The 12,879-nt window shown below is 39.1% G+C and carries 9 protein-coding genes; 6 read left to right on the top strand and 3 right to left on the bottom strand.

Features of this window, described 5'->3' with window-relative positions:
* Positions 1-134 precede the first annotated feature (134 nt).
* The 4 genes from IEU90_RS02290 (at position 135) to IEU90_RS02275 (ending at position 7,095) form a co-directional block, all read left to right on the top strand.
* Positions 135-2,537: a Xaa-Pro dipeptidyl-peptidase gene (locus tag IEU90_RS02290; RefSeq protein ID WP_153709113.1), complete on the top strand. Its 2,403-nt coding sequence runs from the start codon at positions 135-137 to the stop codon at positions 2,535-2,537.
* Positions 2,538-2,636: 99 nt separating this feature from the next.
* Positions 2,637-3,542 (top strand): proline-specific peptidase family protein, encoded by a 906-nt coding sequence (locus tag IEU90_RS02285; protein ID WP_153709114.1) that lies wholly within the window; start codon positions 2,637-2,639, stop codon positions 3,540-3,542.
* Between the two features lie 267 nt (positions 3,543-3,809).
* On the top strand, positions 3,810-6,473 hold the full coding sequence (locus IEU90_RS02280) for an HAD-IC family P-type ATPase (protein ID WP_153709115.1): 2,664 nt from the start codon (positions 3,810-3,812) through the stop codon (positions 6,471-6,473).
* 154 nt (positions 6,474-6,627) lie between these two features.
* Entirely contained in the window at positions 6,628-7,095 is a 468-nt protein-coding gene (locus tag IEU90_RS02275) for a Dps family protein (protein WP_153709116.1), read from the top strand.
* 42 nt (positions 7,096-7,137) lie between these two features.
* On the opposite strand, the gene IEU90_RS02270 is transcribed toward IEU90_RS02275, so the two are convergent.
* The gene (locus IEU90_RS02270; protein ID WP_369932527.1) at positions 7,138-8,487 is read right to left on the bottom strand and encodes an APC family permease; all 1,350 of its coding nucleotides are present in this window, start codon (positions 8,485-8,487) and stop codon (positions 7,138-7,140) included.
* A gap of 175 nt (positions 8,488-8,662) precedes the next feature.
* On the opposite strand from IEU90_RS02270, the gene IEU90_RS02265 reads away from it, so the two are divergent.
* Positions 8,663-9,319, top strand: coding sequence for an HAD family hydrolase (locus IEU90_RS02265; RefSeq protein ID WP_153709118.1), 657 nt, complete (start codon positions 8,663-8,665; stop codon positions 9,317-9,319).
* A 112-nt stretch (positions 9,320-9,431) separates the two neighbouring features.
* Here IEU90_RS02265 and IEU90_RS02260 read toward each other — a convergent pair whose 3' ends face one another.
* Both IEU90_RS02260 and IEU90_RS02255 read right to left on the bottom strand, forming a co-directional pair.
* Positions 9,432-10,295, bottom strand: coding sequence for an Rpn family recombination-promoting nuclease/putative transposase (locus IEU90_RS02260; RefSeq protein WP_229723528.1), 864 nt, complete (start codon positions 10,293-10,295; stop codon positions 9,432-9,434).
* A 337-nt stretch (positions 10,296-10,632) separates the two neighbouring features.
* The gene (locus tag IEU90_RS02255) at positions 10,633-11,631 is read right to left on the bottom strand and encodes an NAD(P)/FAD-dependent oxidoreductase (RefSeq protein ID WP_153709121.1); all 999 of its coding nucleotides are present in this window, start codon (positions 11,629-11,631) and stop codon (positions 10,633-10,635) included.
* A gap of 173 nt (positions 11,632-11,804) precedes the next feature.
* Between IEU90_RS02255 and IEU90_RS02250 the strand changes: the two genes are divergently transcribed.
* Positions 11,805-12,767, top strand: a complete 963-nt coding sequence (locus IEU90_RS02250) for a nucleoside hydrolase (protein ID WP_153709122.1) — start codon at positions 11,805-11,807, stop codon at positions 12,765-12,767.
* Positions 12,768-12,879 lie beyond the last annotated feature (112 nt).

Genomic DNA, 12,879 nt, shown 5'->3' with positions numbered 1-12,879 from the left:
TTTCCCCAATCATCATTTTTTAAACTAAATCTTAGTATAAATTATACGCCCTAAATCGCAATACTGTTTATACTAAGCAATTTATTATAAAAGTGCGATAATTAATATATCAAACTTTATACGAGGTGTTCCAGATGAAAATCAATCAATTTAGTATTACTTCAACTACACCACAAGAACGGCGCCATGAATTAATGCAAATTCATTTGCTGCGAAAAAATGAAGAACAAACTTTAACTCCTAATGCAATGTTTGAAACCTTCTTAGCACGAATCCACATGGCAAGCGCCCAACCGATTGTAACTAAACAATGGTTTCATGACCTATTAGCTACCCCTGAATCAGCGCTTGATAACTGGTTTGCACAAAACACACCATTAACAGATGAAGTATTTTACTTAGTCGCACTCCAGCTGCTCGATTTTGAAGCAGCAGTTGATTTCAGTATTGCCGATCCTCTTACCACCATTAAGAAAATCAATTTACCTGCTGAATACCACCAACATTGGTCAACTGCTGACGTTATTGATGCTTTTTATCTTCTTCTGAATACACATAATAAAAACGGCCAATCACTTATTGACCATTTGACAGCAGAAGGCTTCCTGGCTTGGACTTATCATCTTCCTGCCGAACAAAAGCCAATATTCTTTAACGGCAAGCCGCTTGCTAGTTTTGATCCTGCTAAATTTATTCGCGAAGTCGTCTACATTGAGACCGACATGGATACCGATTTTGACGGTAAAGCAGATCTGATTAAGGCAGAAATCATGCGTCCCATCGATTCCGAACACGGCTTAAAGGTTCCTGCCGTTTTTACTGCCAGCCCTTATAATCAAGGTACGAATGACAAATGGGGCGACCAAGCAACTCATAATGTTAATATTCCGTTGCATCACAAAGAAACCAAATATCATGCTCCTGCTGAAGAAAAATTCCCCACTAAATTTTCCCATCAAAGTATGACTGGAGAAAGTAAACATGCAACCGAAACATTTAGCACAACGCCAGCGTATACTCTTAATAACTACCTCGCTGCTCGTGGCTACGCGGTCGTTTACGCAGCGGGAATCGGAACTAAAGATTCTGATGGTCTTCAAACATGTGGCTCACCAGAACAAACGGCTGCGATGAAAGCTGTTGTGGAATGGCTTCACGGCGATCGTCAGGCTTTTACTGATCGTCATAGCGGAACAGTAACTAAAGCATGGTGGTGCAACGGCAAAGTAGCAATGACAGGCCGTTCGTACCTTGGAACTCTAGCCACTGCGGTAGCAACAACCGGCGTGCCCGGCCTTGAAGCAATTATTAGCGAAGCAGCAATTTCTAGTTGGTATGATTATTATCGGGAAAATGGACTAGTACGTGCACCAGGCGGTTTTCAAGGAGAAGACGCAGATGTTTTAGCTGATGAAACACTTAGTCGTACTAAACGTCCCGCAGACTACCGTCGAATCGAGAAAATCAATGCCAAATATATCGATAAAATGCAGGCTGCAATGGACCGGGCAACTGGAAATTATAATAAATTCTGGGATAGTCGTAATTACCGTCACGACCTTAAAAATATTAAAGCCGCTGTAATGATGGTTCATGGCCTTAACGATACAAATGTGCGCCCTAGTAATGTAAAAGCCCTCTATGACGGAATTCAAGATTTGCCAATTCCAAGCAAACTTATCCTTCACCAAGGACAACACATTTATATCAACGCTTTTCGTTCGTTAGATTTTTCTGACATGGTTAACTTATGGCTTGCTAATAAGCTATGGGGACAAGAAAATCATGCAGATGATACTTTACCAAATGTTCTTATTCAAGATAATTGTACTCCTGAGACGTGGACCGCATTTGACCAATGGACTGAAGGCGAACAAAAGCAGTATCAGTTCAATGACCATCGCTTAACAAATTTGCCAGGTTTAGGGATACAAAGCTTTAATGATCAACAACCTGAGGAAAAGTATTTGCAATGGTGTAAGCAGCCACAAGCATGGGCTAAGGCACTCATCAACGATAACGGTCAATTTAGCCGCCATTTTGTAAGTAAAGCCTTCGACGCTGATGCGCTTCTTCGTGGTACGCCCACCGTTACTTTAAAAGTAGCTTCTTCTAAAAATTACGGAATGATTAGTGCCCGCCTCGTCGACCTTGGTAACAGCAGGCGTCTAACAATTTCCCCCGTTCTCTTTAACCGAAATGGTCTTGAACTAGGCTATCATTGGAAGACCGATGACCTTCGTGAGTTCAGATTAGAAAAGGAACCGACTAGTTATAAGGTAATTTCAAGCGGGCATATCAATTTACAAAATCGTACTAATCCTGCACAAATAGAAGAATTGGCTGCTAATCAATTTGTCACTGTTACATTTGAACTGCAACCGATCTTCCACCGCATCTTAGCTGGACACCAATTAGGAATAATCATCTATAGTACTGATTATGAATATACTCTTCGCGGTAATGAACAGATCGAATATCAATTAGAGCTAGCTGGTTGTCACCTTAATATTCCCGGTTTTACCATTTTGCCTTAAATGCTTACTAAAAAGACACGGCATCAAAACTAGTTTTAGCAGAATATAGCTAAATGAGTTAAAATAGTTAGTATTACAATAAAAAGGAGAGATTCGAGAATGAAACAAGGTACTAAAATTATTACCCTTGATAATGGCTATCATCTATGGACAAATACCCAAGGTGAAGGCAATATTCATTTACTAGCTTTGCATGGTGGTCCTGGTGGTAACCATGAATACTGGGAAGATGCTGCCGAACAATTAAAAAAGCAAGGTCTAGACATTCAGGTAACGATGTATGATCAATTAGGTTCACTTTACTCTGACCAACCAGATTATTCTAATCCTGAAATTGCTAAAAAGTATCTTACTTACGAATATTTCCTTGATGAAGTAGATGAAGTTCGGGAAAAACTCGGCTTAGATAATTTCTATCTTATTGGTCAAAGCTGGGGCGGCCTGTTAGTTCAAGAATATGCCGTTAAATACGGTCACCATCTTAAAGGAGCAATCATTTCTTCAATGGTCGATGAGATCGATGAATATGTCGACCACGTTAATGAATTACGGGAAAAAACTCTTTCACCCGATGCAGTTGCTTTTATGAAGGACTGCGAAGCCAAGAATGATTACAGCAATCCTAAATATCAAGAATATGTCCAAGTAATGAACGAACAATACGTTGATCGTAAACAACCATCTAAGCTTTACCACCTTAAAGACCTTGGCGGTACCGCTGTTTATAATGTTTTCCAAGGTGACAATGAGTTTGTTATTACTGGGAAGCTTAAAGATTGGCATTTCCGTGACCAATTGAAGAATATTAAGGTACCAACCTTAATTACATTTGGCGAGCATGAAACAATGCCGATTGAAACTGCTAAAACAATGAATAGCCTCATTCCAAATTCAAAGTTAGTTACTACTCCTAATGGTGGTCACCACCACATGGTAGATAACCCCGATGTTTATTATAAACACCTTGCTGACTTTATCCGTGGCGTCGAAAGCAATGAGGAGTAACCCTTACAGAGGTGGGACAATGAACTAGGCAAACTGGTTCCGTCCTCACCTTTTTTTATGCTCATTTATTAATAATTCATGAATCATGTTTTAAAAAAATCTTAACTAGAACTAAAATATTAAACGAATATGGTACGATATGTATACGATAAACATGAAGGAATGATTAAAGCAAAAACTTAATATGGCTTCACTGATGTTGTTTGCTTAAAATGTGGGAAATTTAAGCATAGTTACTTTACTTAATTTATATATTCAAGGGGAAAAATGAAAGAAAATTATCAATTAACAACCGATGAAATAAAGAAAAATTATCAACTAACTGATTTTACACAGGGCTTGTCTAAGCAGGCAGTTGATGAACGTCTTGCTAAAGATGGCCGGAACATTATTGAAGTAAAACCAACACCTAAATGGAAACTATTCTTACGTCAGTTTAACAATATTGTTATTTACATTTTACTTGCCGCTACTTTGCTGACAATTTTAATCGGTCATTATACTGATGCAATCGTCATTGGTGCAGTAGTTGTCCTTAACGCGCTTATTGGTTATTTCCAAGAATCAAGCGCCGCTAATGCATTAGCAAAAATTAAAGAAATGATGGCACAACATGCCACTGTCTACCGTGACGGTAAACGGCAAGATATTGATGCAGCTGACCTTGTCCGTGGTGATGTCGTTTTCCTTGAAGCTGGTGATAACGTACCTGCCGACCTGCGAATTGTCTCTGCTGATAATTTGCGGATTGAAGAATCTGCTCTAACCGGGGAAACTAATTCTGTTATTAAGACTGACGAAGCTATTACTGACAGTGATGTTCCCCTAGCCGACCGTGTCGATATGGCGTATGCTTCTACATCTGTAACTAGCGGAAGCGGACTAGGAGTTGTCGTTGCAACTGGTGAGCAAACTGAAATTGGTAAGATTTCACAAGAAGTTGCCCAGATCAAGCCAAAGAAGACTCCGCTAACAAAAGAAATTGACTACGTTGGAAAAGTCGTTTCTTACATTACTATTACTGCCTCAGTGATTGTTTTCATTGTCGGTTTCTTCCTAGAAATTTACTCTCTACCAGCACTTGCCTTAGCAGTCGTTGCAATGTTGGTTGGGGCGATTCCTGAAGGTTTGCCGGCAATTACCTCTGTTATCTTAGCTTTCGGTATCAGTAAGATGGCCCGCGAACATCAAACCATTATTAAATCAATGCCAGCTGTCGAAACATTAGGTTCAGTGGACGTTATCGCAACCGATAAAACTGGGACACTTACTAAAAATGAAATGACAGCAATTGAATTATGGGTTGGCGACAACCACTATACGATTACTGGAACTGGTTATGCTCCTAATGGTGAAATTTACTTAAATGACAAGCCAGCCCACCTCACAGACCAGCTCAAACTATTTTTGGAAGCTGGATATCAAGCAAACGATACAGTTTTAACTGATGAAAATGGGACTTGGCATATTAATGGAGAGCCAACTGACGGTGCTTTCCTAACCCTTTACCACAAAGCGTTCGGTGCTAAATACCAGTCACCATATCAAGCAGTCGACTTATTACCATTCGACTCTGATTATCGTTATATCGCCGAATTAACCCGTGATCCTGAAGACAAACAACAGGTTATCTTTGTTAAGGGTTCGCCAGATAAGCTTTTTGAAATGGCTGCTAAAGAAGATCCGCAATTTGATACCGCTAAATGGCAAAAACGAGTAGATGACTGGTCGAAAGCCGGTAAACGGGTTATTGCAGTCGGTTACCAGCCAGTTAATGGTGAAAACTTAATGGAGGTAGAACACGACCACCTCTATAAAGGAATTCATTTACTTGGTTTAGCCGCCCTTCAAGATGCGCCACGTGAAGAAGTTATCGTTGCATTAAAGCAAATGAATCGTGCTGGTGTCTCTGTCAAAATGATTACAGGAGATGATCCGCAAACTGCCCGCGCAATCGGGAAACAGCTAGGACTATCTACCGGCCCGATTAATGCAATTACTGGTGCAGAATGGGATAAACTATCCGCAGATCAACGAGAAGAAGCCGCCTTAGCTAACCAGGTCTTTGCACGAACTACCCCGCAAAACAAGCTTGAGATTATTGAGGCACTTCAAAACCGGCAAAAGATTACCGCAATGGTTGGGGACGGTGTGAATGATGCTCCTGCCCTAAAGAAGGCTGACATTGGAATTTCAATGGGAATAAAGGGAACTGATGTCGCTAAAGACGCGGCTGACATGATCCTCGGAAATGACAACTTTGCTGTAATGGCGGCTGTTATCAAAGAGGGACGCCGAATTTACGATAATATCAAAAAGAGTATCCTATTCCTGCTTCCGACATCCTTTGCGGAAGGGTTAGTAGTTGCCTTTTCCATTCTGACTGGGCAGCAGGTTCCATTACAACCAGCACAGTTATTATGGATTAACTTAATCGCTGCCATTACAATTCAGTTTGCATTTGTATTTGAAAAAGCAGAAGAAGGCATTATGGACCGTAATCCACGGCCGATAACGCAACGGCTTATGAACCGTCATGACCTAATCCAAATGGGTTATGTATCAGCTTTAATGGCTATATTTGCCCTTATCGGCTATGAATGGTTCATTAACTCTGGAGCAGACATTGTAAATGCAACAACAATGATGGTTAATACAATCGTTATCAGTAAAGCCTTCTACTTCTTCAGCATTCGGACTGAACGATACGGTTTGAAAGAAGTTGGCAATATTGGTAAAAAGGCTTGGGGGGTAATCGGATTAATGATTTTATTCCAATTAATCTTCACTTATGTCCCATTCATGCAAGCCGCTTTCCATGTTACAGGGATAAGCTTGATGGAATGGCTAGCGGTAGTCATCTTCTCTTGTTTAATCTTCTTATGCACTGAAACAGATAAGATGGTTCGTTTCCGCTTAAACCGCCGTTAATAAAATCAGCGACACTGGATTTTAGGGAAAAACTCCCTAACTTTTCAGTGTCGCTTTTTTAAATACTAAGCTTTTTTAATGATTATAGCAATTTGTTGTAAGCGCATTCTAAAACTGATATGCTAAATCTAACATATAGAAAAGGAGTAGTGTTATGAAGTACCAAGAAACCAAAGAAACACTTAACCAATTAGTTGCGGATCTTAGTCAAATGGCAATGATAATTCATCAAACTCACTGGTATATGCGCGGAACTAACTTTTTAAAACTTCACCCATTAATGGATCAATTTATGGATGAAATAAATGATCAACTTGATGTTATTTCTGAACGATTATTGACTCTTGATGGCCACCCATACTCTACCCTAAGTGAAATGGCAGCTCATGCTAAAATTAAAGATTGGCCCGGAAAATTTGATAAAACAACTCCCGAGCGTCTCACACACCTAGTTGCTGGCTATCGTTACCTTGAAGATCTTTATCAACACGGGATTGAAGTAAGCGATGTGGAAAAAGATTATTCTACCCAGGACATCTTCATTGGTTTTAAGACAGCGATTGAAAAGAAAATTTGGATGATTCAAGCAGAATTAGATCAAGCTCCTGAAATTGATCGTTAAATAAAGGGTTCCTAGCATTTTAAAATGTTAGGAGCCTTTTATTCACTTAGCCGATTTATTAGTAACCTGCCCTTCTTTTTCACCCTTAAGCCGTAAATCATCAAGCCACTTTAGATGTTTCTCTTCGTAACTACGATCACTTTTAATGAAGAAATATGCAGTCGCAGCGGCAATTGCAATGACTGCTCCAACCAGCAATGTTTTGGCTGTAAAATTGGTAACCATGTAACATGAAACCAATAAGGCAAAGATAGGGATCAAATATTTCCCGGGTAATTTGAACCCATGCGTAGGATACTCATTACTATGTTCAAACTTTACCACAGCAAGAATAGATGGCACATACTGAATAAATGAAGCTAAGACAGTACAACTAACTAAGAAAAGATAACTTTGAGTAGCAAATAAGGCGGAAAGGATAGAAGTTAGTATAATTCCAACCCATGGAGCATCATGCTTATTCTTCTTACCAATAAATTTTGGCAGCATTCCATGTTCGTTTGCCATAGAAGCAATTAGCGACGGCGTATTAAATGAAGCTGAAAATGCAACGCCAAAAATACTTACAAGCATTCCTAAAATAATAAAGGCATATCCCCACTTACCAATTGCGGTTCCTAACGAATTAGCCAATGGTGTAGAATAACCGCCTAATTTGGTACCAGAAAGGCCAACCGCGACTGTCATCATTAGGGCATCCAAAATTGTTACACTAACCATAACCGCAATTAATACCCGTGGAATATTTTTCTCAGGATTATTCATTTGCTTAGCGGCAATTGGTAAAAATGAGAAACCAGTAAAAAGATAAAAGATTGGTGTAAATGCCTCACCAAAATGATGGATAAATGGCATCGGACCCTGTAAGGCCGCCTGCGGAATTAACGGTAAGAAATTAGCCTTATGAATAAAAAATGCTCCCACAACGATAAAGATGATTAAAGTAAAAATCTTAGCGGCTGCTGATACATTATTAACAAATTTAACAAGACTCCGCCCAAAGAAATTGATAATTGCAAAAAGAATAATTAATCCTAGTGCGGCAACACCATAAACAATTGGACGATTAAAAATCGGTAAAAAGCTTTTTAAAGTAGTTAATAAGGCAACAATTTCTGCTGAAAGAGTACAGCAACCTAAAAACCACGTAAAAATTCCAAGCTCATAGCCCGTAAACCGTCCAAAAGCATGGTAAGAATAAAGCCATGCCGCTCCTGATCCTGTAAACCGACTAGCAAGATCTGCATAACATAGGGCAATCATTGAAACAGTTACTGCTGTACACAGTAAAACGGCAACCGCCGACAAGTTCATGTAACGATAAATAACGGATGGCAGTAAGAATGTTCCTGAGCCAATTACTCCATTAATCCCCAAAAAGTAAATTGACATAAAAGACAACTTTTTAGGTACTGATTTTTGATTACTGATATTAACCACCCCATCGAATTTATAATTTCCTTTATATTGTAGTCTTTTTTAAATAAAAAGGTAAATTATCCATTCCACCATCAATCTTTTTATTAAATTGTTATACAATTAAAGATGTACTTATTTTTAATAAAGGATGAATAGAATGGCACAAAAAATTAAAAATTTTATTTTTGATATCGATGGAACTTTAATCGATACTCTCGATATGTATATGCCGGCGATGATTGATACCTTAGCTAAACATGGTCATCCAGTTGCTCCTGAAAAGGTGGAACAGACTAAACATGATCTATTTGGCATTACCGGACGAGACGCTCTTCGCCTTGCTGGCATTAGCGAGGCTGAAATTCCTGAAATTCAACAAGATTGGTTTGATCTTGCTTATCAACGCGCTGATCGGGCAAAAGTTATTAAGGGCATCCCTGAAGTGCTTACTGCTCTTGCTGATCGCGAAGACGCAAAAATTGCAATTGCAACTTCAAAATTAGCAGATGAGTACCAAGATTACTTTGTTGATAAATATGATTTTGCCAAGTTATTTAAGATTGCGATCACTTCTGCAGATACCAAAAAGCATAAACCTGCTCCTGATCCTATTTTAGCGGCCATGGATAAAATGGGTGCAGATCCAGCAACGACCGTTTATGTCGGCGATACCATTAACGATATGAAAGCCGCTCATGCAGCAGGTGCTAAGTTTGCCGGTGCACTTTATTCATCCGCAAATCCAGATAGTATTAAAGATGCAGATTTCCCACTACTAAAGCCCGCTGATTTACTAGAAATTTAAACTAAATGAGGAGCCTCTGATGTAAAGACACGTTAGAGACTCCTTTTGTTATCATTTTTATTCTTCTTTAAATGATCTCCCGTTTTTTAATTAATAGGAACCTAGGTCATTTTTAATTCAGGTATTTTAATACATCATCATCAGTTAAATCGTACCGTAGCTTTAATTCTTTAGCAATAATTGCTGAATTAACGTTTAAGTGCCGAAGCGAATTAACTAAATTTTTAATTCCTTCTTCTTTTCCTTTAGCTTCCCCAAATTTTATACCTTCTTCACGTGCCCTATGTTTTGCATCCATCATCAACATTTCGTACTTCATAAAGCCCTGTCTCCTTTCTGGATCACGTTTGACCTTATCAATTTCGTTTTGAATCTGTGCAATAAATCTATCTTTATTGTCTACTTGATTACGCATTAAGGCAAGAAAATCTTTGATGGATTGATCGTCATCTCTAAACTTCTTAGCTAGGGCATTAAAAATCACTACTGTTCGTTTATCACCGAATTTTAAATCTCTATCACGAACACAGCTCATATCAAACTCATACCGTGCCCAGCCACGACCAAAGTAATCAAAGTTACAAAACATAATAACGTAAGTTGGATACTTCGTTAATTCACGATAGTCTTGTCCTGGTTGTAACAGGCCATGATCAATTTGTTCCTGATAGTAACGTAATCGTGCTGGCAAATTATTACAATTATTAACTTGCATCTCAATTACCACCGTATTATTTTGCTCATCTTGCACATAAACATCAAAACGAACACGATGAGCAACAGTTACATTAATATCTTTTTGAGTACCTAGATGCATAATCTTAGTTGCTTTTAACTTTGGCAATGCTCGGTTAATCAGTTCCAAGCATATCTCTTTATTCTCCATCACCATCCCAAACATCGGGTCACTAGTAATCGTCATCTTTTGCCATTTGTCCCACACTGCTGCAAATTGTGCGGTACGATCATTTTTCATTACGTATACCTGCTTTCATTATTTTTATTTGCTCTCCTAATTTATATATACGTAAAAAATTGATTTTGTACTTTTTAAAAATCATAATCACCCGCATAGCAAAAGTTTTTTCGTGCACTCATTTCGTTCAGACACTTGCCTAAGCCTAAAGACATTAATAAAGAGACCTCAGTACTTGAAAAAAACGAGTGCTGAGGTCCTTTACTTTATCCTGTTTTATTAAGTCTTATCCCAATTAGTAACAAGAAAGCACTAAAGCCAACAGTTAATAACCATACATAGATCTTTACTACTTTTCGTCGCATCATCTTTATTAACTGTGTTACAACTTTTCATATTACTTACTTATCCCCATTGAGGAACTATGCATTGCCATTCGTTTATCTGGGTAAAGTTTCTTAGCAAGTGCCGTCACTGCTGTAGGTGCTTCCCCAAAGCCAGCTGCAATCAAGGCAACTTTACCTGGATAGGTGACGCCATCCCCAATCGCATATACTCCTGACACACTAGTTTCCATCATTGAATCGACCTTAATGAGGTTTCGATCAGCTTCAAGATCCAGTGACCATTGATTCAAAGCAGCATTATTTGAGGTAAAACCATAGTTAACAACCAGCTTGTCGACATTTAACTGGGCATCGTCATCACTACGCATCTTCTTAAGATCCAATGTTACGGTTTGATCATCTTCAACTTTTAACGATCGTGGTAAATATGGCGTATCAAGTTGAACAGATGATTGCTTTAGCTGTGTTACCGTATGTTCTAAGCCACGGAATTGGTCACGCCGATGGACAAGGTGAACTTCTTTGGCAACAGGTTCCAGCATCAGGGCAATATCAATCGCTGAGTCACCACCCCCGAGAATGGCTACCCGCTTATCAGCATAGTCTGCCTTATGGTTAACAAAGTATGATAATTGTTCTCCTTCAATCTCTGCTGCTCCCTCTAAGGCAAGCTTCCGCGGGGTAAATGCACCATTACCAAGGGCAATAATTACCGCATGGGAGCGAGAAGTCCTGTTAGCCGACTTAATCGTAAAAGCACCGTCCTCTTCCTTGATTACATCTTCAACAGTCTCACCAAGGTATTGATCAATGGGCGCAATCGCCATTTGTTCTTCTAGCTTGGCAATCAGATCTCTACCCGTTACTCCTGGCATCCCTGCAACGTCCCAAACCTGCTTTTCAGGATAAAGCGCCCCCACTTGTCCTCCTAATTGTGGCAAGCTTTCAATCAATTGAGCATCTAATTCATGAAGTCCGCAATAAAATGAAGCAAACATTCCTGCTGGACCCCCGCCAATAATCGTCACGTCATAGATTTTCTCTGCCATTTTTCTTCGATTCCTTTCGCCTTTTATTTGTGATAACTATTATAGCATTTTCAAAATTGCAAAGTTTTTTCAAAAATTCGTAAGCGGTACCAAATTTTATTTGTAATTATTTGTAAATTAAATTAACATATTAAGTAAAGGTAGTAAATTTTACTTAAATTGGAGGAACTACAATGGCAAAACGTAAAATGATTCTTGATTTAGATACTGGTGTTGATGACGCTTTAGCTATTGCTTATGCGCTTGCTGATCCAGAGGTTGATTTAATCGGAATCGTTAGCTCATATGGTAACAACTTATTAGATGTTTGTGCGGAAAACAGTCTTAAGTTACTCGAATTATTAGGGCACACTGATATTCCTGTATTTAAGGGCCTTCCACATTCATGCACTACAGACCACTTCGATGTAATGCAAGTTTCAAAAGACATCCATGGTGACAATGGTATCGGTGATGTTGAACTCCCTGCACCAAGTCGGTCAATTGAAGAACAATCTGGTGTTGACTTCTACATTGAAGCCGCTCATAAGTATGGTAAGGATTTAATCATCATCCCTACTGGTCCAATGACAAACTTAGCTGCTGCCCTTAAGAAGGACCCAGAAATCGCTGACCTCATTGGTAATGTCACATTCATGGGTGGCGCATTGACTGTTGAAGGTAACGTTACCCCTGTCGCAGAAGCAAACATCAACCAAGATCCAAAGGCAGCCGATGAAGTAATGAAGTCAAACCTACCTCTTACTATGGTTGGTCTCGACGTTACTTTACGGACACTGCTTACCAAGGAAGATACTAAGCAATGGCGTGAATTGGGTACTAAGGCTGGTAAGGCTTACGCTGACATTACTGACTTCTACATCGACGCTTACTACAACCTTGACATTGATAAGCGTGGCTGTGCTCTTCACGACCCATTAGCTGTTGGTGTTGGTATTGACCCATCATTTGTTTCAACTATTAGTTTATTCATGAAGGTTGTTTATGAAGAAGGGCCTTACTATGGTCGGACAATCGGTGATAATGCTAAGTTAAACGACGAAAATCCTAATGTTAAGGTTGCCGTTAATGTTGATAAGGAACGCTACCTCAAAGCATTCATGGACCGCTTAACTAATCTTTTCAAAGAACACTAATTTAGTGATTGAACGAGTGAGACTGGGAAATTTTTTCCCGCCTCGCTCTTTTTATTTTATGAGGCGTTATCTTAACCTTCTCTAATAACAATTGTTATAATTAAATTTGTAA

Source organism: Limosilactobacillus caviae (assembly GCF_014635905.1).
In the GTDB taxonomy this organism is placed as follows: Bacteria; Bacillota; Bacilli; order Lactobacillales; family Lactobacillaceae; genus Limosilactobacillus; species Limosilactobacillus caviae.
This window is presented reverse-complemented; position numbering and strand designations above follow the sequence as displayed.